Origin of the sequence: Lysinibacillus sp. FSL R5-0849, assembly GCF_038595075.1 — a bacterium.
GTDB classification, from domain to species: Bacteria; Bacillota; Bacilli; order Bacillales_A; family Planococcaceae; genus Lysinibacillus; species Lysinibacillus fusiformis.
Genome location: NZ_CP152004.1, coordinates 4458672 through 4481153, shown reverse-complemented (window position 1 = coordinate 4481153; position 22482 = coordinate 4458672). Strand labels below are relative to the sequence as shown.

The following is a 22482-nucleotide window of genomic DNA, read 5'->3' as shown; positions in this document are numbered from 1 at the left end:
CATGCGTACAACATTCATGGCTAAAGGTCACGAAGTAGACCGTAAATGGTTAGTAGTTGATGCAGAAGGCCAAACTCTTGGACGTTTAGCTTCTGAAGTAGCTGCAATCTTACGTGGTAAACATAAACCAACATTCACACCAAACGTTGACACAGGTGATCACGTAATCATCATCAACGCTGACAAAATCCATTTAACTGGTAACAAATTAGAAGGTAAACTTTACCGTCACCACACTCAATTCGCAGGTGGTTTAAAAACTCGTACTGCTGGTGAAATGCTAGACAAGTACCCAACAAGAATGATCGAATTAGCAGTTAAAGGAATGCTTCCTAAAAACTCTTTAGGTCGTAAAATGTTCACTAAACTTAATGTTTACACTGGAACAGAGCATCCACATGCTGCACAAAAACCAGAAGCATACGAGCTTCGCGGATAATATAAATTAAGAGGAGGATATTACTTTGGCACAAGTTCAATACATCGGCACTGGTCGCCGTAAAAGCTCTGTAGCTCGCGTACGTTTAGTACCAGGTACAGGTAAAATTGTTATCAACAAACGTGAAATCGAAGAATACGTACCATTCGCTGCATTACGTGAAGTAATTAAACAACCATTAGTAGCTACTGAAACTACAGGAAGCTATGATATCCACGTAAACGTTAACGGTGGTGGATACACTGGTCAAGCTGGTGCTGTTCGTCACGGTATCGCTCGTGCTCTACTTCAAGTAGACCCAGATTTCCGTGCTGCATTAAAATCAGCTGGATTACTTACTCGTGATTCACGCATGAAAGAACGTAAAAAACCAGGTCTACGCGGCGCTCGTCGTGCACCTCAGTTCTCAAAACGTTAATTACAAATTTTTCTATCAAAGACTCTTTCTACTTTTGTGGAAAGGGTCTTTTTATATGAAAAGAGTAGCCATTATAAAAAGCAATCTTTGGAGTTGTTGTCCGAAGATTGCTCAATATTATTTCTTATTATTTCTGATGAAATTGTCGATGGAACTGATGTACCCGTTCAGCTAGTTCAGGAGCTGGACCATCAATAGGTGTATCTCGAATCACTTCTTGAATAGATAAATGACGAACACGTGAGGCAGTAGTGATGCCCATATCTTTCAACCATTGTGCAAGTTGTTTGGACGAGCTAGCATAAACAATTCTCCCTAAAACAACCCAACCCAACCATGTGCCGCTGCACACATAGGGCAATGCTCACCGGAAGTATAAACCGTTGTGATACTTCTTTCCTTAGCGGACATATGTTTAGCTTCCCAACGTGCTAATGCAAACTCAGGATGTTGCGTATGGTCGCCACCAGACACATGATTTCGATCTTCGGCTAACACCTCCCCATTCGCAGCTTATATTAACTCTTCCTAGAACTTTATGACTCAGCCTCTTTTAAAATTAACTCTATTTTATGAAAACCTAATTGTTTTGCATGCTGTAACGGTGTGACTCCATCTCTATCAGTAATATTCAAATTTGCCCCATAATCCACTAATAGTTGAACGATTTCTTGATGTCTCTCACCGCCATTCCCTAAAATGACGGCCTCCATTAAAGCTGTCCAATGTAAATTGTTAATATGATTGACATCAATATCTGAATGGTTCAAAAGGACACGAACTACTTCTACATGACCCCGTTCTGCAGCGGGGATAATGGCCACTCCTCCGAAGCGATTCGTCAATTTCGTATTGGCACCAGCAGCGATGGCTAGTTTCACGATTTCTAGAAAACCTGATGCCCCTGCATGAAGGAGTACATTTTCTAGATGATTATCTTGAATATTTATGTCCGCATCATGCTGAATAAGAGCCCTTACTGTTTCCACCTGATTATAATAAGTGGCTGCTAATACCGCTGTTCTGCCTAATTGATCGGTGGCATTGATATCGGCCCCTTCTTGTAGAAGTGTTAGGACTTTATCAGTTTCTCCATTCGCAGCGGCAATAACCAAATGATCGCTCATCTCTATCACCTTCTCTTTCCATATTATAAAAATATGGTAACACGTAACATCTTGCCCGAATAATATGAAAAAAATATACTACGCTTAGCTTTTACATATAGTAGAACACGTTCTTTAGTATATTTATAAAACGTTTAAATAGTCTTCTTAGCATAATAATTGTTAATTCTGCACAGATTTAAAATTATTAAAAATATTTTCGGATAAGTTTATGCTTTTTTAAGAAATTATTTAGAGGGAGTTTAACAATTCATTTTAATATAAATTATGAAAGCTACAGCAAGCCTTTCAAGAGATAGGCTGGTGTAACTAAAAAAATAAAGCAAAAATGGAGGTAAGTAGGTATGAAAAAATTATTGATTATATCTGTTGCAGCAATGGCACTACTTGCAGCATGTCAAGATAAGGAGCCTGCGAAAGGCAACACTACAAATAGTGAGGAAACAAAAACGGAAAGTGCAGCTACAGATAATACAACGAAAGAACAAGCACAGGAGGAACTAACAAAGGGTCAAGAAATGGCTACTATTCTTAGTGCTACAAACTGGCAAGGTACAAAAGTATACGATAAAGATAACAATGATTTAACTGAGGAAAACTCAAACTTTATTGGCTTGGCTAAATATGATGTGAAGACAGGTCATTACGAATTCTTTGATGCTACTACTGGTGAAAGTCGTGATGATAAGGGAACATTTTTCATTACAAATGATGGAAAACAAAGAATCTTAATTTCTGAGTCCAAAAATTATCAAGCGCTTGTAGAGATCACAGAATTAAACAAAGATATTTTCACTTATAAACGAATGGGCAAAGATGCTGCTGGAAACGATGTAGAAGTCTTTGTAGAGCATATCCCTTATCAGGAAAAAGAGCTTACATTTACAGATCCAGACAAAACTCTTAATGCGACTACAGGCGGTATCGTAACTGATGTAGATGGTGATGAAATTTTAGCGAATACATTGTGGCAGGGCACAGTTGCTTTAGATGAAGATGGTAATGATGTAACCGAATTTAATTCAAATTTCATTAGTATTGCAAAATACGATGCAGAAACGAATAAATATGAATTCTTTAACCCTGAAACAGGCGAGAGTCGCGGCGACTATGGCTACTTTGACGTCATTCATGACAATAAAATCAGAGCTCACGTTTCACTTGGTGATAATAAATATGGTGTGGCTCTAGAAATTACTGAAATGAATGAGAAGAAGTTTACGTATAAACGAACAGGTAAAGATAAAGATGGAAATGAGATAACTGTGTTCGTTGAGCATGAACCATATGAAGGGGAATTTAAACCAGAATTTACACTGCAATAAAATTGTTTATCCTCCCTCTATATAAAATAAATTAAAAACTCTCAAGTTGAGTACTTGTGAGTTTTTTTTTCTTTCTGGCATAGTTTATCCACTAACTTCGTACACTAAATGTAAAAGGGTGGTGGATATGGGTGAAGCGCTGGCTGGCACTAGGAGTAATTATGCTTATGAGTATAGTGTTCGTGGCATATGAAACAAATGCTTCGGACCGTAACTTCTTTTTACCAGACCCACTTGGTGGCATAAAAATTGTCATTGATGCAGGGCATGGTGGAGAGGATGGAGGAGCTTCAAAGGGCGAAGTCATTGAAAAGGATATTACACTTGCAATTTCTCAGCATGTGGAGAAGAAATTGAAGAAGAAAGGCGCAACAGTCATCATGACAAGAACAAAAAGTGGTGATGTTATTGATGAACACGCGCCATCAGAAAAATATGGAACGTTAAGAGAGCGTAAAAAACAAGATATCTTTTTAAGAAAGGATATTGTAGAGAAAGAAAAACCAGATGTGTTTATTACCATTCATGCCAATGCTATTCCGGAAACAAAATGGCGTGGCGCACAGGTGTTTTATCATAAGGAAGGACATGCTGACGGTGAGATACTTGCAAAAAGTATTCAAGAGTCAATTCGTACTAATTTAAAAAATACAGACCGAGAAGCATTGTCTATTAAGCAGATTTATTTACTGAAAAAAGCAGAAGTACCTGCGGCATTAGTAGAGACAGGATTTATTAGTAATGATGAAGAGCGAGCATTATTAACAGATAAGAACTACCAAGAAAAAATGGCAGATGCAATTGTTGAAGGTATAGAAGAGTATCTATTAGCCAAAGTTGAGTAGAGCAACATCACAACGTAAATTAAATCATTTATGATATACTAACATGGAGACAATATAAGGGGAGTGTTCGTCGTGATTACTGAACAACAAGTACGAGAAATACTAGGACAACTACAAGATCCATTTTTACATAAATCGCTTGCAGAAACAGATGGAATTACAAACGTAGCAATAAAAGAAGAAAAAAATCATGTCAGTGTAAAAGTTGCGATTGCTAAATTGAATACACCTGAACAATTACAACTACAAATGAAGATTGTTGAGTTGTTAAAAGAAGCGGGTGTAAATACGGTTGGTATTCGTTTTGAAGAGCTATCAGCAGAAAAGCTTCAAAGCTTCCGTGGCACAGCAACAGAATCTGAAGCACAGGATATTTTATCACCGCTTAGCACAGTTCAAGTTATTTCAATTGCTTCGGGTAAAGGTGGAGTAGGTAAATCTACAGTTTCGGTTAACTTAGCTGTTGCCCTAGCTCGTCTAGGCAAAAAAGTGGGCTTAATCGATGCAGATATTTACGGTTTTAGTGTGCCCGATATGATGGGTGTAACGGATATGCCTAAAGTAGTCGATAATCGTATTTTCCCAGTAGATCGCTTTGGTGTAAAAATGATTTCAATGGGCTTCTTTGTAGAAAATAATGCTCCTATTGTATGGCGTGGCCCGATGCTAGGTAAAGTATTAGATCAATTCTTCCGTGATGTAGAGTGGGGAGAGCTTGACTACCTATTATTAGATTTACCACCTGGCACAGGTGATGTTGCATTAGATATTCATCAAATGTTACCTTCATCAAAAGAGATTGTAGTCACAACGCCTCACCCAACAGCAGCATTTGTTGCAGCCCGTGCAGGTGCCATGGCTCTACAAACGGACCATGAAATTTTAGGTGTTATTGAAAACATGGCTTGGTTCCAATCGAAATCAGGTGAAAAAGAGTTTGTCTTTGGGCAAGGCGGAGGTCCTAAACTAGCAGAAGAGCTTCGTACGGAACTACTTGGCCAAATTCCACTTGGTCAACCAGATTGGACTGATGCTGATTTTGCACCATCTGTATATGCTGAAAACCATACTACCGGACAAATTTATTTAGACATCGCGACGACAATCATTGAAAAGTTAAATAAATAATAAAAAACGGATTTCCATCCTTTTGGAGGAAATCCGTTTTTTTAATCCACAGTTATTCAGTGCCTTTTTGCTCCTTATCAGTGCTGCCACCGCTTCCACCACTTGCTTCTTTCTTATCGCCACTTCCAGATGAAGTTGTTTCGCCACTCTTTTTAATTAACTCTTGCCATTTTGATTGCATTAATGGGCTTTCGATCGTTTCCTTCACTACTTCCTCCATTTGCTTTCGCATATTGGATGATTTAAGGATAGTCTCTAGCTGTTTCTGCATATCAGGCTGTCCAAAAAAGGCTTCCATATCCTTTTGGAAAGTTGGATCTTTTATTAAATCCTTCATAATATCCTGTTGCTGTTTTTGCATACTTTTTGCAACGGTTTCCTTAAACTTTGGATCTTCAAAGGTTTTCTTCCAAAAGTCTTCAGCTTCCTTGGAAAGTAATGTTTCCTCAGTAGCTTTTTTCACTTCATCATGCTCTAAAATCAACAGCTCACGGAAACTTGGCTCTTCTAAAAGCTGTCGCAATGCCTTTTTACCGTCCTCTGTTTGTAAAGAGTCAATCATAATTTTTTTTATTTCATCATAGGACATAGTAGAGGATTTATCTTGTGAACAGGCAGAAAGAAATAGCATTAGAATCAGTAATAAGGTGAATTTTCGCATCAATAATCAGTCCTTTCTATAGATAGACTCTTTCAATTATTGTTCACATTTCTGATGACTTTATGTATTGGGAAAGATGAGAAATAGCTTTTTTAACAATGCATTGATAAAATAAGGACAGATATATTGAGAAATTGGGGGACTTTTAGTTGTGACGATACGAAATTGGGCAAAGTTTTTCTTCTTTGCAATGCTCGTTGGTGGGGTAGTCAACGGAGTTTTTAGTTTATTTATTCGCTGGGATTTCTTCCAACCATACATAGCAAACGGTCATTGGGGAGAATTTTTCGCTGGACTGTTATGGATGGTCTTCTTAGGATTTACAATGAGTGTTATTGCACAGGCTGGCTTTTTCGCTTATTTAACACTCCATCAAGTAGGTGTAAATATCTTTAGAACACTTACATTGTGGAATTGGGTGCAGCTTTTACTCATTGCAATTACTATTTTTGATATTATTTTCTTCCGTTTTGTACCTGGTGTAAAGGATGGACAAAGCTGGTTGTTTTATGTTGGATTATTAATCGTCCTCATTTTTGGAGCCATAGCTACGGCCGTTCAAAAAGTAAAGTTAACAGGGAAAAAACATGTATTCATTTCTGCTCTGTTCTTCATGATTGTCATTACAACTCTGGAATGGACAATTGCATTAATGGGTCGTGATGAAAATATCAATGAATACGTCGCGTTATTATTATTCCCGTTATTGGCGGTTAATGCATATCAATTACTAGTATTGCCAAAATATAATGCAAAATCCGATGAGGATCGTCAAAATTTAGAAGCACGTCGCAAAGCGCGCCAAGAACAAGCAAAAAATGCTTAAATGCAAAAAAAATTGCCTCCTACAAAATAGAGGCAATTTTTTTTATGGAGATTTTTTAGTTTGTACTTTATAGCCAAATATATTTTCCTCAATTGACATAAACTTATGTTGCTGTATTAAAGTATTAAGTTCTTTAAAAGTAATTGAGCTATCTTGGTGTAATGGAACAAAGACAAAGTCCCCTTTTTGGAGTTTTGGTGTTTTCTCACCCTGCCAAATAAGGGATGGAGATAGCAAATTCATTTGTTGCTGAAACAGAGATTTTTGTAAGTCTTGTGAATACTGGTGATTCCGAGTAGCAAACCAAAGTGGCTTTTCCTTGAAATATTGTTCATAAATATCTATATCCTTTTGTACAAGCTTAATGTTAATAGGTTCTTCTATTGAATCCTCTGGTCCAAGTAGTCCTGTAGGTAATTTCCGTTCTTGAATAATTTTTATATGGTCTGGGGAACGCTTGATCCAATCTGTATCTAGAAGAAGAAGCGGATAAGGCTCTTTTACCGTTTTAAGCCAATCCATTAGAGACTCATCAGAGAATGAAACCTCGACAATAAGAGATGTGCCGTAATGACCTTTTGTAACGACAACTGGTGCGTTCGCAATATTAAATACAGAAATCATTGTAGAATTTATAGGCTTTAGAAAAACAAAGAGAATTCCGATTAGAAGCAGTGAAATCAACGTTTTACGGATCATAATAATAACCTCATTTCTATTATTTTAAATAAAAAATAAGTCTCTTTAAAAAAACTTATGATTTAGTGTTGACTTTCATGAATAATCGATGTTATTATGTATAAGTCGCCAAGAGGTGACAGTGAAACAAACAACATGAACCTTGAAAACTGAACAAGCAAAACGTAATCAATAAAGTTTTTAGTAGCCAGCCTAGCTAGTGAACGAAACAAAATTTTGGACATCAAAATTGATGCCAGCAAAACAATTTGAGCTAATCAAATTTCTTTTATGGAGAGTTTGATCCTGGCTCAGGACGAACGCTGGCGGCGTGCCTAATACATGCAAGTCGAGCGAACAGAGAAGGAGCTTGCTCCTTCGACGTTAGCGGCGGACGGGTGAGTAACACGTGGGCAACCTACCTTATAGTTTGGGATAACTCCGGGAAACCGGGGCTAATACCGAATAATCTGTTTCACCTCATGGTGAAACACTGAAAGACGGTTTCGGCTGTCGCTATAGGATGGGCCCGCGGCGCATTAGCTAGTTGGTGAGGTAACGGCTCACCAAGGCGACGATGCGTAGCCGACCTGAGAGGGTGATCGGCCACACTGGGACTGAGACACGGCCCAGACTCCTACGGGAGGCAGCAGTAGGGAATCTTCCACAATGGGCGAAAGCCTGATGGAGCAACGCCGCGTGAGTGAAGAAGGATTTCGGTTCGTAAAACTCTGTTGTAAGGGAAGAACAAGTACAGTAGTAACTGGCTGTACCTTGACGGTACCTTATTAGAAAGCCACGGCTAACTACGTGCCAGCAGCCGCGGTAATACGTAGGTGGCAAGCGTTGTCCGGAATTATTGGGCGTAAAGCGCGCGCAGGTGGTTTCTTAAGTCTGATGTGAAAGCCCACGGCTCAACCGTGGAGGGTCATTGGAAACTGGGAGACTTGAGTGCAGAAGAGGATAGTGGAATTCCAAGTGTAGCGGTGAAATGCGTAGAGATTTGGAGGAACACCAGTGGCGAAGGCGACTATCTGGTCTGTAACTGACACTGAGGCGCGAAAGCGTGGGGAGCAAACAGGATTAGATACCCTGGTAGTCCACGCCGTAAACGATGAGTGCTAAGTGTTAGGGGGTTTCCGCCCCTTAGTGCTGCAGCTAACGCATTAAGCACTCCGCCTGGGGAGTACGGTCGCAAGACTGAAACTCAAAGGAATTGACGGGGGCCCGCACAAGCGGTGGAGCATGTGGTTTAATTCGAAGCAACGCGAAGAACCTTACCAGGTCTTGACATCCCGTTGACCACTGTAGAGATATAGTTTCCCCTTCGGGGGCAACGGTGACAGGTGGTGCATGGTTGTCGTCAGCTCGTGTCGTGAGATGTTGGGTTAAGTCCCGCAACGAGCGCAACCCTTGATCTTAGTTGCCATCATTTAGTTGGGCACTCTAAGGTGACTGCCGGTGACAAACCGGAGGAAGGTGGGGATGACGTCAAATCATCATGCCCCTTATGACCTGGGCTACACACGTGCTACAATGGACGATACAAACGGTTGCCAACTCGCGAGAGGGAGCTAATCCGATAAAGTCGTTCTCAGTTCGGATTGTAGGCTGCAACTCGCCTACATGAAGCCGGAATCGCTAGTAATCGCGGATCAGCATGCCGCGGTGAATACGTTCCCGGGCCTTGTACACACCGCCCGTCACACCACGAGAGTTTGTAACACCCGAAGTCGGTGAGGTAACCTTTTGGAGCCAGCCGCCGAAGGTGGGATAGATGATTGGGGTGAAGTCGTAACAAGGTAGCCGTATCGGAAGGTGCGGCTGGATCACCTCCTTTCTAAGGATATTTTCGGAATACAAACCTTGGGTTTGTAAGATTACGTTTTGCGTTCAGTTTTGAAGGTTCATTCTTCTGAATGAAATACTTCAAAACTTGTTCTTTGAAAACTGGATAAAACGACATTGAAATAGTAACAAACACATTTATTTTTTTAAGTTTTTTATAGGCTTAATAACATTAAAAGGTTTCAAGACACGAGCAGTTAAATGCGATGTGTATTGAAAGCTGATAGGTTAAGTTATTAAGGGCGCACGGCGAATGCCTTGGCACTAGGAGCCGAAGAAGGACGGCACTAACACCGATATGCTTCGGGGAGCTGTAAGTGAGCTTTGATCCGGAGATTTCCGAATGGGGGAACCCACTACGTTTAATCGCGTAGTATCTTGACGTGAATACATAGCGTCTTGAAGGCAGACCCAGGGAACTGAAACATCTAAGTACCTGGAGGAAGAGAAAGAAAAATCGATTCCCTGAGTAGCGGCGAGCGAAACGGGAAGAGCCCAAACCAAGAGGCTTGCCTCTTGGGGTTGTAGGACACTCAATACGGAGTTACAAAAGAGCGAGTTAGATGAAGCGACTTGGAAAGGTCCGCCAGAGCAGGTAAAAGCCCTGTAGTCGAAAGTTCGTTCCCTCCTGAGTGGATCCTGAGTACGGCGGAACACGTGAAATTCCGTCGGAATCCGGGAGGACCATCTCCCAAGGCTAAATACTACCTAGTGACCGATAGTGAACCAGTACCGTGAGGGAAAGGTGAAAAGCACCCCGGAAGGGGAGTGAAAGAGATCCTGAAACCGTGTGCCTACAAGTAGTTAGAGCCCGTTAATGGGTGATAGCGTGCCTTTTGTAGAATGAACCGGCGAGTTACGATTACGTGCGAGGTTAAGCTTTAGAAGGCGGAGCCGCAGCGAAAGCGAGTCTGAATAGGGCGAAATAGTACGTGGTCGTAGACCCGAAACCAGGTGATCTACCCATGTCCAGGGTGAAGGTAAGGTAACACTTACTGGAGGCCCGAACCCACGCACGTTGAAAAGTGCGGGGATGAGGTGTGGGTAGCGGAGAAATTCCAATCGAACTTGGAGATAGCTGGTTCTCTCCGAAATAGCTTTAGGGCTAGCCTCGTGATGAGAATACTGGAGGTAGAGCACTGTTTGGACTAGGGGGCCATCCCGGTTTACCGAATTCAGACAAACTCCGAATGCCAGATATTTATACACGGGAGTCAGACTGCGAGTGATAAGATCCGTAGTCAAAAGGGAAACAGCCCAGACCACCAGCTAAGGTCCCAAAGTAATCGTTAAGTGGAAAAGGATGTGGCGTTGCACAGACAACCAGGATGTTGGCTTAGAAGCAGCCATCATTTAAAGAGTGCGTAATAGCTCACTGGTCGAGTGACGCTGCGCCGAAAATGTATCGGGGCTAAACGATTCACCGAAGCTGTGGATTGACATCTACGATGTCAGTGGTAGGAGAGCGTTCTAAGTGCGTTGAAGTCAGACCGGAAGGACTGGTGGAGCGCTTAGAAGTGAGAATGCCGGTATGAGTAGCGAAAGACGGGTGAGAATCCCGTCCACCGTATGACTAAGGTTTCCTGAGGAAGGCTCGTCCGCTCAGGGTTAGTCGGGACCTAAGCCGAGGCCGATAGGCGTAGGCGATGGACAACAGGTTGATATTCCTGTACCACCTCCTCACCGTTTGAGAAATGGGGGGACGCAGTAGGATAGGGTAAGCGCGCTGTTGGTTATGCGCGTCCAAGCAGTAAGGCGTGTGTGTAGGCAAATCCGCACACTGTAACGTTGAGCTGTGATGGCGAGTCCGTATGGACGAAGTTCCTGATTTCACACTGCCAAGAAAAGCCTCTATCGAGGTGAGAGGTGCCCGTACCGCAAACCGACACAGGTAGTCGAGGAGAGAATCCTAAGGTGTGCGAGAGAACTCTCGTTAAGGAACTCGGCAAAATGACCCCGTAACTTCGGGAGAAGGGGTGCTCTTGAGCGTGCAAGCGCATGAGAGCCGCAGTGAATAGGCCCAGGCGACTGTTTAGCAAAAACACAGGTCTCTGCAAAACCGTAAGGTGACGTATAGGGGCTGACGCCTGCCCGGTGCTGGAAGGTTAAGAGGAGTGGTTAGCGCAAGCGAAGCTGCGAATTGAAGCCCCAGTAAACGGCGGCCGTAACTATAACGGTCCTAAGGTAGCGAAATTCCTTGTCGGGTAAGTTCCGACCCGCACGAAAGGCGTAACGATCTGGGCACTGTCTCAACGAGAGACTCGGTGAAATTATAGTACCTGTGAAGATGCAGGTTACCCGCGACAGGACGGAAAGACCCCGTGGAGCTTTACTGTAGCCTGATATTGAATTTTGGTACAACTTGTACAGGATAGGTAGGAGCCAGAGATCTCGGAGCGCCAGCTTCGAAGGAGGCGTCGGTGGGATACTACCCTGGTTGTATTGAAATTCTAACCCATGCCCCTTAGCGGGGCAGGAGACAGTGTCAGGCGGACAGTTTGACTGGGGCGGTCGCCTCCTAAAAGGTAACGGAGGCGCCCAAAGGTTCCCTCAGAATGGTTGGAAATCATTCGTAGAGTGTAAAGGCACAAGGGAGCTTGACTGCGAGACCTACAAGTCGAGCAGGGTCGAAAGACGGGCTTAGTGATCCGGTGGTTCCGCATGGAAGGGCCATCGCTCAACGGATAAAAGCTACCCCGGGGATAACAGGCTTATCTCCCCCAAGAGTCCACATCGACGGGGAGGTTTGGCACCTCGATGTCGGCTCATCGCATCCTGGGGCTGTAGTCGGTCCCAAGGGTTGGGCTGTTCGCCCATTAAAGCGGTACGCGAGCTGGGTTCAGAACGTCGTGAGACAGTTCGGTCCCTATCCGTCGTGGGCGTAGGAAATTTGAGAGGAGCTGTCCTTAGTACGAGAGGACCGGGATGGACACACCGCTGGTGTACCAGTTGTCTTGCCAAAGGCATCGCTGGGTAGCTATGTGTGGACGGGATAAGTGCTGAAAGCATCTAAGCATGAAGCCCCCCTCAAGATGAGATTTCCCATTACGCAAGTAAGTAAGATCCCTCAAAGACGATGAGGTAGATAGGTTCGAGGTGGAAGTGTGGTGACACATGGAGCTGACGAATACTAATCGATCGAGGACTTAACCAAAAAAGTTTGAAACATTCAATGAACCGTTTATCCAGTTTTGAAAGAATAATTTCTTTTATGAAGGGTTTCAAGATACGAGTAGTTCGAGGAAGCAATAGAGAGAGGGAAGGAGCGTACTCAAGTACGTGACTGACTGAACGACAGAAGCTGACGAAGAAATGCTATGTATATTGAAAGCCGAAAATAGTCTAGTGATGATGGCAAAGAGGTCACACCCGTTCCCATACCGAACACGGAAGTTAAGCTCTTTAGCGCCGATGGTAGTTGGGGGCTTCCCCCTGTGAGAGTAGGACATCGCTAGGCGCAAAAAGTCGCTACTGATACACTCAGTAGTGGCTTTTTTTCTGTCTAAAATTCTAAAAAGTAGATAAAGTAAGGAGGCATTTCTTTGAATGAAATGCCTCCTTACTATTTTAGACAGTTGCTGCTCGTAGTTCGATACGACGAATTTTCCCAGATGTTGTTTTTGGTAACTCATCGATAAAGACAATACTACGAGGATATTTATAAGGAGCCGTCAGTGCTTTTACATGCTCCTGTAGCTCCTTGATTAGTTCTTCTTCATTGTGTCCCTTATAGCCATCTCGTAAGATTACGTAGGCTTTGACAATATGCCCCCTAATTTCATCTGGAGCAGCTACCACAGCACACTCTTGTACAGCATCATGTTTGTTTAAGGCATCTTCCACTTCAAATGGACCAATCGTATAACCAGATGAAATAATAATATCATCGCCCCGACCTTCAAACCAGAAGTAACCATCTTCATCACATTTTGCTTGATCACCTGTAATGTACCATTCACCGCGGAATGCCGCTTGTGTGCGCTCAGGCTCACGATAATACTCTTTAAACAAGGCTGGCGATGATTTGTGTATCGCAATATCGCCAACCTCGCCAACAGGTGCCTCATTGCCTTCATTGTCGATAATACGTACAATATTACCTGGAGTTGGGACACCCATGGAACCAGGTCGTAGCTCCGTGTTTTCCAAAGTACCAATGAGTAATGTATTTTCAGTTTGACCATAACCATCGCGGACTTTTAAACCAAAGTGATTCTTAAATGTTTCAATGACTGGTCGATTTAATGGCTCACCAGCAGAGACAGCACTACGAAGAGAAGATAGATTATAGTCTTTTAAATTCTCAAGTTTCGCCATGATACGATACTCAGTTGGGGTGCAGCAAAGAACATTAACCTTTTCATCCTGCAACAGTTGAAGATATGTTTTTGCATCAAATCCACCATGATAAACAAAGGCAGTAGCTCCCAACATAATAGTAGATAGGAACGGGCTCCAAATCCATTTTTGCCAGCCTGGAGCTGCAGTTGCCCATACTAAGTCTCCTTCACGTACACAAAGCCACTGTGCAGCCGCTGTTCGAATATGTGCATAGCCCCAGCCATGAGAATGGACGACGCCTTTAGGCTTACCTGTTGTTCCAGAAGTATAAGAAAGGAAGGCCATGTCATCGCGTTTAGTAGCAACAGCCGTAAATGTATTTGGCTGAGAGCTAGCCAATTCATCTAAAGAAGTCCAATCTCCTGTAGCTGTTCCGATGACCATTTTGTTTTTTAAAGCATCGACAGAAGACGAAATTTTGTCTACTTCACTAGTAAATACTTCATAGGCGATAACGGCACTGGCAGAAGAATGCTCCATACGATACTCTAAATCACTTGCGCGCAACATCTCTGAACAGGAAATAGGAACAATACCCGCTTTTAAACAGCCTAGGAAAACAAAATAGGCCTCAGGTAGGCGAGGAATAATAACTAATACACGATCTCCTTTTTGAAGCCCCTTCTTCGTAAAGGCATTCGCGTATTGATTCATTTTTTGAACAAGTTCTACGTAAGTAACGGTTTGTCTCTCTTGTTGTGTATTTAACCAACGTATAGCTTGGCGTTCACTATCTTGCGAAAACTTTTCTAATTCCTCTGTGATGTTATAAACATCCGGTGCAATTAAATCCTCTATTACCATTTGAACATTCCTCCCCCTAAAATGATAGAAAATTCATAAAACTATTTTTATTTTAACAATTGCAATAATATACAGCAAGAATATTTAATACACAAAATAGAAATTTTAGATTTAATAGAGAACTATTATACTTTCTAAGTACTATTTAAGAAATTCTCGACAAAAAAATATAATATTTTACACAAATATGTTGCATTATTTAGAATGCTTGCTATAATAATAAATGTACTTAAGAGGTTGTCTAAGACCGATTTGAATAGTATTGTTCCGAAGTAGCTCAGTTGGTAGTAGCACCTGACTGTTAATCAGGTTGTCGCAGGTTCGAGTCCTGCCTTCGGAGCCATTTTTTTGCTCATTTTTAAGATGGCTTTATACATAAAAAAATGTAGAAAAGTGTTGCAAGAATGTAGAAATAATGTTATCATAATTCTTGTCTTGTTTGAGACATAAGTTTGGCCCCTTGGTCAAGTGGTTAAGACACCGCCCTTTCACGGCGGTAACACGGGTTCGAATCCCGTAGGGGTCACCATTTAAAATACATCATCATGATGTACAGGCTTTAAAATGAAAATAAACTGTGATATAACACACCTGTTTCTATGGAGGATTAGCTCAGCTGGGAGAGCATCTGCCTTACAAGCAGAGGGTCGGCGGTTCGAGCCCGTCATCCTCCACCATTATTCTTGTGTTATTTCGGAGGGGTAGCGAAGTGGCTAAACGCGGCGGACTGTAAATCCGCTCCTTAGGGTTCGGCGGTTCGAATCCGTCCCCCTCCACCAGTTTTATAAATGATTGGGGTATAGCCAAGCGGTAAGGCAACGGATTTTGATTCCGTCATGCCTAGGTTCGAATCCTAGTACCCCAGCCATTTTTCTTTTATGAGCCATTAGCTCAGTTGGTAGAGCATCTGACTTTTAATCAGAGGGTCGAAGGTTCGAGTCCTTCATGGCTCACTTTTATAGAATAAAATATATTCAAAAGTGATATAATAAATACAGATAACTAATCTCTTACTGAAAACAGTAGGAGATTTTTTTATGTTATTTGAAAATGAATAAATATGCGTATTTATGTTGGGTTGAGCCAAGTGGTAAGTAGGCTTTACAATAGTCTTATAACTTTTAGGGGGTATAAAAACATGAATAAACTTAATATTTCTATTATTGGAGTACCAACAGATTACGGACAAACACGCCGAGGCGTAGATATGGGACCAAGTGCTATTCGTTATGCAGGCGTTGTTGAACGTTTAGCAAGTATTGGACACGAGGTACAAGATCAAGGGGATATTCGTGTTAGTCAAAAGCATGCAAACGCGACAGTAGATGAAAAGTTATTGAATTTAGAGGAAGTAGTAGAAGTTAGTACGGCTTTAGCTAATAGCGTACATGAAGTAGTCGAACAAAAAAAATTCCCACTTGTATTTGGTGGTGACCATAGTATTGCTATTGGGACACTTGCAGGATTAGCGGAACATTATAAAAATCTAGGTGTTATTTGGTATGATGCACATGCAGATTTAAATACACCTGAAACTACACCTTCCGGCAACATACATGGAATGCCTTTAGCAGTTAGTATTGGGCTTGGGCATGAACGTTTAGTTCAAATTCGTAATAATGTGCCAAAAATTAAGCCAGAAAACGTTATTATTATAGGAGCTCGTTCTGTAGATCCTGGTGAGCGTGATTTGATTCGTGAACAAGGGATTAAAGTATACACTATGCATGAAATTGACCGACTTGGCATGACGCGTGTTATGGAAGATGCACTTGCCTATTTAAAAGAGCGAGATGTTGATGGATTACACCTATCGCTGGATTTAGATGGACTTGACCCTCTTTATACACCAGGTGTTGGAACACCAGTGCCAGGTGGAATTACGTATCGAGAAAGTCATTTAGCGATGGAAATGTTACAAGAGTCTGGAATGTTAACTTCAGCAGAGTTTGTAGAAGTTAATCCGATATTAGACGAGAAAAATACAACAGCAAATGTAGCTGTTGCTTTAATGGGATCTTTATTTGGAGAAACTTTAGTTTAAAGAAAATTTTTCAAAAAATTTCCTGTTGCCACATTGCATAAAAATCTTTTGCTATAATTGAAATAAAACGAAACTTTTCTTATTGATGGGTCGTATAGTATAAGACAGTTGTAAAGGTGGAGAAGTCAACACAATGGATGCGTTAGTAAATAAGAGAATAAAACAAGTGCTTAAAGGCGATCAAAACGCATTTGCCGATATTGTGAGTCTCTATCAGCACAAACTGTACCAAGTATGCTATCGAATGTTAGGTAACAAACAAGAATCTGAAGATATTGCTCAGGAAGCTTTTGTTCGGGCATATATGAATTTGCATACTTTTGATCAGAAAAGAAAGTTTTCCACGTGGCTTTATCGCATAGCGACAAACCTCTGTATAGATCGGATTCGGAAAAAGAAACCGGATTATTATTTAGATGCAGAAGTAGCTGGTACAGAAGGGCTTGATATGTATTCACAAATCGCAGCAGACGACCAGCTACCAGAGGAGCAGTTAGAGCAAATGGAGCTGCAAGATCGCATTCAATACGAAATTGGACGTTTACCGGATAAATACCGTTCGGTTATAGTATTGAAATATATAGAAGAGTTATCGTTGCAAGAGATTAGCGAGATTTTAGATATGCCGCTTGGAACGGTGAAAACGAGAATTCACCGCGGACGTGAGGCATTACGTAAGCAGTTAAACAATCTGTAGGAGGGGGAGCGTCATGAATACTTGTCCAGAGCATATTATTGATTATATGCATGATTATTTAGACGGTGACATTAGTCGTGAGCATGAGCAAGAGTTAAAGCAACACTTGCATACATGTAATGATTGTAAACAGTTGATGCATGAATTGAGTGAAACAATCGCCTTTGTGAAGAGTGCTTCCCATATTACAGCGCCTCCGGATTTTGAAGCAGCAGTAATGGCTCGTTTACCAAAACCAAAAAGTCGAGTAGGCATACAAAAATGGATACGTCGACATCCACTTTTTGTGGCAGCAGCAGTATTTTGTTTATTTATGAGTGCTACCTTGCTCGGTAGCTTTATGGATGACCAGCATTTCTCTGTGACCAAGCAGCCCAATTTAGTTGTGGATGGTCAAACGGTTATCGTACCTGAAGGAGAAGTTGTAAAGGGCGATATTGTTGTGAAAAATGGCGATTTGGTTGTTGAAGGAGAAGTTGATGGTAACGTCACAGTCATAAACGGGCAATACATGGCATCTTCAGCGGTAGTTTCAGGGAGAATTGAAGAAATTGACGAAGTATTTGAATGGTTATGGTATACAATTAAAAACTCTGTAAAATCAGCCATGACATTTGATGAAAAGGAAGAAACTAAATAACACTCTATACGTCCTAAAAAATAGTGCACGTGAGAGGCTGAAAGGTCTACTCTTCTGAGTAGACTTTTTATTTGAAAAAAGTTACATTTGATAAGAATGTGCTATACTTGAATGTGTATGGATTCGTAATGAAAAGTGGGGGATGCCACGTGCAAATTATTGAACATTTCACAGATTTAACGCCTGTGAATATTGTTATTAACTTCATCGATGTACTGCTCGTTTGGTACGTTGTTTATAAGGTCTTAACCCTCATTAAAGGTACGAAGGCTGTCCAATTACTTAAGGGAATTTTCGTCATTATTATTGCACGAATTGCAACAGACCTTTTAGGGTTACAAACATTAGGCTGGATGTTACAGCAGGTCATTGAATTTGGTTTCTTAGCGATTATTATCATCTTCCAACCTGAAATCAGACGAGGCTTAGAACAAATTGGTAGAGGTAAACTTTTCCAACGATCATCTAGTCAAGAAGACGAGGAGCAAACAAGGCTTATAGAGGCTATGAAAAAATCTGTAAGTTATATGGCTAAACGTCGAATAGGTGCGTTAATTTCAATTGAAAAAGAAACAGGTCTTAACGAATATATTGAAACAGGTATAGGTCTAAATGCTGAAATTTCTTCAGAATTGCTAATTAATATCTTTATACCGAATACGCCACTACATGATGGGGCGGTTATTATGCAAAGAGATAAAGTTACAGCGGCAGCTTGTTATTTACCTCTATCTGAAAGTCCATTTATTTCAAAGGAGTTAGGGACACGCCATCGTGCTGCGCTTGGGTTAAGTGAAGTTACGGATGCAATTACAATCGTTGTCTCAGAGGAAACAGGCGCCATTAGTATTACGTTGAATGGTAATCTCCATCGTAATCTTTCTCTAGAGGAGTTCGAGACACTATTGCGAAAAATGTGGTTCGGATCAGCACAAGAGTCAAATGCAGCCTCTAAGTTAACTTGGAGGGGGAAAAAGAATGGATAAAATGATGGATAGCCCTTGGGTATTAAGAATCATCGCGCTATTTTTAGCATTTTTGCTTTTTTTCTCAGTTCGTACCGAGCTATCTCCAATCAATACAACAACCACCACTGAACAGACTGATATTATTCGTGATGTGCCAGTAGATGTTTATTATGATAATGAGAATCTGATTGTAACAGGTTTACCTGAAACAGTAGATGTGAAGATAAAAGGGCCAATGCCTGTTGTTATAAAAACAAGAGCAACAAAGGATTTCTCAGTATTTGTTGATTTAAGTAATCTATTGATTGGCGAGCATGATGTAAAGCTACAATACGAAAATATTTCTGATAAGTTAAAGGTTACATTAGACCCTGCAACTATTCATGTAAATATTGAGGAAAAGGTCACGAAAGAGTTCCGAGTGGACCCTGAAATGAATACTCGACTAATAGAAGAAGGGTATATTTTAAAGGATATGGTAGCTGATCCACCGACTGTTTACGTGACAGGTGCAAAAAGTGCTATTGAAAGCATCAGCTATGTAAAAGCAACTGTTGCTGGAGAGCCAGGCTTGAAGCAATCCTTCACTCAGGACGCGGCAGTAAAAGTATTAGATCGAGACTTAAATAAACTTGATGTGACAATTGAACCTGATACTGTTAATGTTCAAGTAGATATTGGGGAATATAGTCGAGAACTCCCGGTTGTTTTGAGGGAAACAGGGCAAGCATTGGATGATATAACGATCAATTCTTTAACATTTACGCAAAAAATGATTAAAGTATATGGCAGAAAATCGATTATTGATGGTTTAACAGAAATTCCAATAACAGTAGACCTGTCAAAAATTACAGAGTCAAAAACTTATGAAATTGATGTAAAATTACCAGATGGTGTGACAAAAATATCTGATAAGAAAATAAAAGTGAAGGCAGATATTACAAAAGTAGAGAAGGAAGAAGAGCAGAAAACACCAGCTTCTACAGAGGAAGCGCCACCTCCAACTGAAGAAACTGATGTGAAGGATGATAGTACTACTACTGATAAAAATACGCCAACCGATGAAACGGAAGATATTGATTCTTAAACAATATCTGACTATAATTTTATTTTGATTCTAAATCAAAAATCTAACCGGGGTTTGTTTTGGTGGGTAGACCGCAATATATTCACCAAACAAACTAACTGAGTGGACTATTAAAAATTACCAATGAATAAACAAAAGCAGACTTTTCCAAAAGTAAGCGGACAAGTGTCTATGGATGAATATGACACAGTCTTGCATTGAAGGAGAGAATAAGTAGAATGGGTAAATATTTTGGAACAGATGGCGTCCGTGGCGTCGCCAATAGTGAACTAACACCGGAATTTGCATTTAAACTTGGCCGTATAGGTGGCTATGTGTTAACGAAGGATGCAACTGACCGTCCTAAGGTTTTAATTGGTCGTGACACACGTATTTCAGGCGAGATGCTGGAAGGTGCACTTGTTGCTGGGCTCCTATCAATTGGGGTAGAAGTAATGCGACTCGGAATTATTTCAACTCCAGGTGTGGCATACCTTACTCGTATTATGAGCGCAGATGCAGGCGTCATGATTTCAGCTTCGCATAACCCAGTAGCGGACAATGGCATCAAATTCTTTGGTCCAGATGGCTTTAAACTAACAGATGCACAAGAAGAGGAAATTGAAATTTTACTTGATGCTCAAGAGGATACATTACCACGTCCAATAGGGGCTGATTTAGGATCTGTAAGTGACTATTTCGAGGGTGGACAAAAGTATATTCAATACTTAAAGCAAACAGTGGATGAAGAATTTGATGGTATCCATGTAGCATTAGACTGTGCACATGGTGCTACCTCATCATTAGCGACGCATCTTTTTGCGGATCTAGAGGCTGACATTTCTACAATGGGTGCTTCTCCAACTGGTCTAAATATTAATGATGGTGTAGGTTCAACGCATCCTGAGGGACTAGCTAAGTTTGTATTGGAAAAGAATGCAGATGTTGGTCTAGCATTTGATGGGGACGGTGACCGTTTAATTGCTGTAGATGAAAACGGTAAAATTGTTGACGGTGATCAAATTATGTTTATTATTGGAAAGTATTTAAATGCAGTTGGTCGTTTAAAGAAGCAAACAATTGTCTCAACTGTTATGAGCAATATGGGCTTCTATAAGGCTGTCGAAGATAACGGTATGCGAAGTATACAAACGGCAGTAGGAGATCGTTATGTTGTAGAGGAAATGCGTGCTAATGATTACAATTTAGGTGGCGAACAATCAGGGCATATTGTTTTCTTAGATTTTAATACAACAGGCGATGGTCTACTAACAGGTATTCAGCTTGTCGACATTATGAAAGCAACAGGTAAGAAGCTGTCGGAGCTTGCTGCTGAAATGAAAATCTATCCTCAGCGTCTTGTCAATGTTCGCGTAACAGACAAGCATGCAGTGACTGAAAATACGAAAGTGGCCGCTGTGATTGCAGAGGTAGAAGCGGAAATGGCAGGGAATGGTCGTGTCTTAGTACGTCCTTCAGGTACTGAGCCACTTGTTCGTGTAATGGTGGAAGCTGCTACAGAAACAGATTGTGAGCGTTTTGTTGAGCGTATTGCCGATGTTGTACGTGCAGAAATGGGCTTAACAGAATAGTAAATGAAGAATATGAACTCGATTTCCGTTTTTAGGAAATCGAGTTTTTCTTGTTTGAAATGGATGTTTGAAATAGAAAAGATGGGGAACAGTAAAAGGGAGTCACAATAACAAGGAGTGTTTGATAGATATGGCTAAAATTGCTACAGTTATTACCGATATGTTCGAGGATAGTGAATTTACAAGTCCTAAAGAAGCTTTAGAAGCGGCTGGACATCAGCTAGTAACAATTGATACAGAGGCAGGAAAAGAAGTAAAAGGAAAACATGGGGAAACAGTAAAAATTGATAAAGGCATTGATGAAGTAAAGGCCAATGATTTTGATGCACTGTTTATACCTGGTGGTTTTTCTCCTGATATCTTACGCGCCGATGGTCGAGTAGTGGCGTTTGTAAAATCCTTTATGGATGATATGAAGCCTACCTTTGCCATTTGTCATGGACCGCAGCTACTAATTACGGCAAAAACACTAAATGGTCGTGACGCCACGGGTTATAAATCCATTCAAGTAGATTTAGAAAATGCAGGGGCAAAATTCCACGATGAAGAAGTATTCGTCTGTCAAAAGCAACTAGTAACAAGTAGAACACCAGATGACCTACCTGCCTTTAATAGAGAAATAGTAAATTTATTAGCTAGTAAATAATAAAAAGGGCACAAGCTGTTTTGGCTTGTGTCTTTCGTTATCTTTTGGATAATGTGATGAGCGCATTTGTGATTGTACCAAGATCAATATGCCTTCTGCTATACCCTCAAAGTCCATAATCGTACGTTGTTTGACAATTTTATACCCATAAATTGTGCAACGATTAATGATTTCGAATACGATCCCCTTTAAACCTTCTTTGAGCATTTCGCTCAGATTCTCTACAAATTCGCCTCCACTAACAATTGTTTGTCTACATATTTGTCACGAAAAAGCAAGAGCACTAGGTATTTTTTATAACGAAAGTTTGACGGATAGCATATGATTGAGTATGATGGAGAAGTTGAAGACGAGGTCCGACCTTGTTCTTTAACGAACGCAAAAGGAGG

18 protein-coding genes, 6 tRNA genes, 3 rRNA genes and 1 pseudogene are annotated in these 22482 nt (G+C 41.0%); 22 read left to right on the top strand and 6 right to left on the bottom strand.

What is annotated here, in order from left to right; genetic code table 11:
- Window position 1: 1 nt before the first annotated feature.
- Together rplM and rpsI are read left to right on the top strand one after the other, a co-directional pair.
- A complete protein-coding gene (gene rplM, locus MKY80_RS22245) occupies window positions 2–439 on the top strand; it encodes a 50S ribosomal protein L13 (RefSeq protein WP_004233742.1) in 438 nt (145 codons plus the stop codon).
- Window positions 440–464: 25 nt separating this feature from the next.
- Window positions 465–857, top strand: coding sequence for a 30S ribosomal protein S9 (gene rpsI, locus MKY80_RS22240; RefSeq protein WP_004233744.1), 393 nt, complete (start codon window positions 465–467; stop codon window positions 855–857).
- A 127-nt stretch (window positions 858–984) separates the two neighbouring features.
- Here rpsI and MKY80_RS22235 read toward each other — a convergent pair.
- Window positions 985–1370: pseudogene (locus MKY80_RS22235) on the bottom strand (nucleoside deaminase); the annotation flags it as partial.
- A gap of 23 nt (window positions 1371–1393) precedes the next feature.
- Window positions 1394–1984: an ankyrin repeat domain-containing protein gene (locus tag MKY80_RS22230; RefSeq protein WP_089986387.1), complete on the bottom strand. Its 591-nt coding sequence runs from the start codon at window positions 1982–1984 to the stop codon at window positions 1394–1396.
- Between the two features lie 377 nt (window positions 1985–2361).
- Here MKY80_RS22230 and MKY80_RS22225 point away from each other — a divergent pair, with 377 nt between their 5' ends.
- The 3 genes from MKY80_RS22225 (at window position 2362) to MKY80_RS22215 (ending at window position 5282) form a co-directional block, all read left to right on the top strand.
- Window positions 2362–3309, top strand: coding sequence for a DUF4822 domain-containing protein (locus tag MKY80_RS22225; protein WP_342533094.1), 948 nt, complete (start codon window positions 2362–2364; stop codon window positions 3307–3309).
- A 131-nt stretch (window positions 3310–3440) separates the two neighbouring features.
- On the top strand, window positions 3441–4154 hold the full coding sequence (locus MKY80_RS22220) for an N-acetylmuramoyl-L-alanine amidase (protein WP_008175554.1): 714 nt from the start codon (window positions 3441–3443) through the stop codon (window positions 4152–4154).
- Between the two features lie 72 nt (window positions 4155–4226).
- Window positions 4227–5282 carry a P-loop NTPase gene (locus MKY80_RS22215; protein ID WP_043989963.1) on the top strand — a complete coding sequence of 352 codons (1056 nt, stop codon included), beginning with the start codon at window positions 4227–4229 and terminating at the stop codon, window positions 5280–5282.
- A gap of 52 nt (window positions 5283–5334) precedes the next feature.
- On the opposite strand, the gene gerD is transcribed toward MKY80_RS22215, so the two are convergent.
- On the bottom strand, window positions 5335–5943 hold the full coding sequence (gerD, locus tag MKY80_RS22210) for a spore germination lipoprotein GerD (protein WP_043989959.1): 609 nt from the start codon (window positions 5941–5943) through the stop codon (window positions 5335–5337).
- Between the two features lie 151 nt (window positions 5944–6094).
- On the opposite strand from gerD, the gene MKY80_RS22205 reads away from it, so the two are divergent.
- Entirely contained in the window at window positions 6095–6769 is a 675-nt protein-coding gene (locus MKY80_RS22205) for a KinB-signaling pathway activation protein (protein WP_090002636.1), read from the top strand.
- Between the two features lie 42 nt (window positions 6770–6811).
- Here MKY80_RS22205 and MKY80_RS22200 read toward each other — a convergent pair whose 3' ends face one another.
- Complete coding sequence (locus MKY80_RS22200; protein ID WP_090002635.1) at window positions 6812–7468, bottom strand: hypothetical protein; 657 nt, start codon at window positions 7466–7468, stop codon at window positions 6812–6814.
- Between the two features lie 267 nt (window positions 7469–7735).
- Here MKY80_RS22200 and MKY80_RS22195 point away from each other — a divergent pair.
- The 3 genes from MKY80_RS22195 to rrf all read left to right on the top strand — a co-directional run bounded on the left by MKY80_RS22195 (window position 7736) and on the right by rrf (window position 12752).
- Window positions 7736–9287: ribosomal RNA gene (locus tag MKY80_RS22195) — 16S ribosomal RNA — on the top strand.
- 234 nt (window positions 9288–9521) lie between these two features.
- Window positions 9522–12449 (top strand): 23S ribosomal RNA (locus tag MKY80_RS22190).
- A gap of 187 nt (window positions 12450–12636) precedes the next feature.
- A 5S ribosomal RNA gene (rrf, locus tag MKY80_RS22185) occupies window positions 12637–12752 on the top strand.
- Together the 16S, 23S and 5S rRNA genes form the textbook arrangement of a ribosomal RNA operon.
- A 110-nt stretch (window positions 12753–12862) precedes the next feature.
- Here rrf and MKY80_RS22180 read toward each other — a convergent pair.
- Window positions 12863–14440 (bottom strand): acyl--CoA ligase, encoded by a 1578-nt coding sequence (locus MKY80_RS22180; protein WP_089987407.1) that lies wholly within the window; start codon window positions 14438–14440, stop codon window positions 12863–12865.
- 266 nt (window positions 14441–14706) lie between these two features.
- Between MKY80_RS22180 and MKY80_RS22175 the strand changes: the two genes are divergently transcribed.
- The 13 genes from MKY80_RS22175 to MKY80_RS22115 all read left to right on the top strand — a co-directional run bounded on the left by MKY80_RS22175 (window position 14707) and on the right by MKY80_RS22115 (window position 22093).
- Window positions 14707–14783: transfer RNA gene (locus tag MKY80_RS22175), tRNA-Asn, on the top strand.
- A gap of 111 nt (window positions 14784–14894) precedes the next feature.
- A tRNA-Glu gene (locus MKY80_RS22170) sits at window positions 14895–14969 on the top strand.
- Window positions 14970–15041: 72 nt separating this feature from the next.
- A tRNA-Val gene (locus tag MKY80_RS22165) sits at window positions 15042–15117 on the top strand.
- A gap of 18 nt (window positions 15118–15135) precedes the next feature.
- Window positions 15136–15219, top strand: a tRNA-Tyr gene (locus MKY80_RS22160).
- Window positions 15220–15233: 14 nt separating this feature from the next.
- Window positions 15234–15308 (top strand) — tRNA-Gln (locus MKY80_RS22155).
- Window positions 15309–15320: 12 nt separating this feature from the next.
- A tRNA-Lys gene (locus MKY80_RS22150) sits at window positions 15321–15393 on the top strand.
- Window positions 15394–15578: 185 nt separating this feature from the next.
- Window positions 15579–16484, top strand: coding sequence for an arginase (rocF, locus tag MKY80_RS22145; RefSeq protein ID WP_008175543.1), 906 nt, complete (start codon window positions 15579–15581; stop codon window positions 16482–16484).
- 133 nt (window positions 16485–16617) lie between these two features.
- Window positions 16618–17181, top strand: coding sequence for an RNA polymerase sigma factor SigW (gene sigW, locus MKY80_RS22140; protein ID WP_004225410.1), 564 nt, complete (start codon window positions 16618–16620; stop codon window positions 17179–17181).
- 13 nt (window positions 17182–17194) lie between these two features.
- Entirely contained in the window at window positions 17195–17821 is a 627-nt protein-coding gene (locus tag MKY80_RS22135; protein ID WP_008175536.1) for an anti-sigma factor, read from the top strand.
- Between the two features lie 149 nt (window positions 17822–17970).
- Window positions 17971–18807, top strand: a complete 837-nt coding sequence (gene cdaA / locus MKY80_RS22130; protein WP_012296035.1) for a diadenylate cyclase CdaA — start codon at window positions 17971–17973, stop codon at window positions 18805–18807.
- The gene (locus MKY80_RS22125) at window positions 18800–19876 is read left to right on the top strand and encodes a CdaR family protein (RefSeq protein ID WP_008175531.1); all 1077 of its coding nucleotides are present in this window, start codon (window positions 18800–18802) and stop codon (window positions 19874–19876) included. Before cdaA ends, MKY80_RS22125 begins: the two co-directional genes overlap by 8 nt.
- A gap of 218 nt (window positions 19877–20094) precedes the next feature.
- Window positions 20095–21447 carry a phosphoglucosamine mutase gene (gene glmM, locus MKY80_RS22120; RefSeq protein WP_090002165.1) on the top strand — a complete coding sequence of 451 codons (1353 nt, stop codon included), beginning with the start codon at window positions 20095–20097 and terminating at the stop codon, window positions 21445–21447.
- A 130-nt stretch (window positions 21448–21577) separates the two neighbouring features.
- Window positions 21578–22093 (top strand): type 1 glutamine amidotransferase domain-containing protein, encoded by a 516-nt coding sequence (locus MKY80_RS22115; protein WP_089987410.1) that lies wholly within the window; start codon window positions 21578–21580, stop codon window positions 22091–22093.
- Here the strand turns inward: MKY80_RS22115 and MKY80_RS22110 are convergent.
- Window positions 22079–22300 carry a hypothetical protein gene (locus MKY80_RS22110; RefSeq protein ID WP_090002161.1) on the bottom strand — a complete coding sequence of 74 codons (222 nt, stop codon included), beginning with the start codon at window positions 22298–22300 and terminating at the stop codon, window positions 22079–22081. The genes MKY80_RS22115 and MKY80_RS22110 overlap by 15 nt on opposite strands.
- Window positions 22301–22482 lie beyond the last annotated feature (182 nt).

What these genes read in the sequence shown, in the direction of transcription:
- MKY80_RS22225 (WP_342533094.1), top strand. Translation starts at nt 2,362, where the DNA reads ATGGCACTACTTGCAGCATGTCAAGATAAGGAGCCTGCGAAAGGCAAC.
- rocF (WP_008175543.1), top strand. Translation starts at nt 15,579, where the DNA reads ATGAATAAACTTAATATTTCTATTATTGGAGTACCAACAGATTACGGA.
- MKY80_RS22180 (WP_089987407.1), bottom strand. Translation starts at nt 14,440, where the DNA reads ATGGTAATAGAGGATTTAATTGCACCGGATGTTTATAACATCACAGAG.
- MKY80_RS22200 (WP_090002635.1), bottom strand. Translation starts at nt 7,468, where the DNA reads ATGATCCGTAAAACGTTGATTTCACTGCTTCTAATCGGAATTCTCTTT.
- MKY80_RS22110 (WP_090002161.1), bottom strand. Translation starts at nt 22,300, where the DNA reads ATGCTCAAAGAAGGTTTAAAGGGGATCGTATTCGAAATCATTAATCGT.
- MKY80_RS22230 (WP_089986387.1), bottom strand. Translation starts at nt 1,984, where the DNA reads ATGAGCGATCATTTGGTTATTGCCGCTGCGAATGGAGAAACTGATAAA.
- MKY80_RS22135 (WP_008175536.1), top strand. Translation starts at nt 17,195, where the DNA reads ATGAATACTTGTCCAGAGCATATTATTGATTATATGCATGATTATTTA.
- rplM (WP_004233742.1), top strand. Translation starts at nt 2, where the DNA reads ATGCGTACAACATTCATGGCTAAAGGTCACGAAGTAGACCGTAAATGG.
- sigW (WP_004225410.1), top strand. Translation starts at nt 16,618, where the DNA reads ATGGATGCGTTAGTAAATAAGAGAATAAAACAAGTGCTTAAAGGCGAT.
- gerD (WP_043989959.1), bottom strand. Translation starts at nt 5,943, where the DNA reads ATGCGAAAATTCACCTTATTACTGATTCTAATGCTATTTCTTTCTGCC.
- MKY80_RS22115 (WP_089987410.1), top strand. Translation starts at nt 21,578, where the DNA reads ATGGCTAAAATTGCTACAGTTATTACCGATATGTTCGAGGATAGTGAA.
- glmM (WP_090002165.1), top strand. Translation starts at nt 20,095, where the DNA reads ATGGGTAAATATTTTGGAACAGATGGCGTCCGTGGCGTCGCCAATAGT.
- MKY80_RS22125 (WP_008175531.1), top strand. Translation starts at nt 18,800, where the DNA reads ATGGATAAAATGATGGATAGCCCTTGGGTATTAAGAATCATCGCGCTA.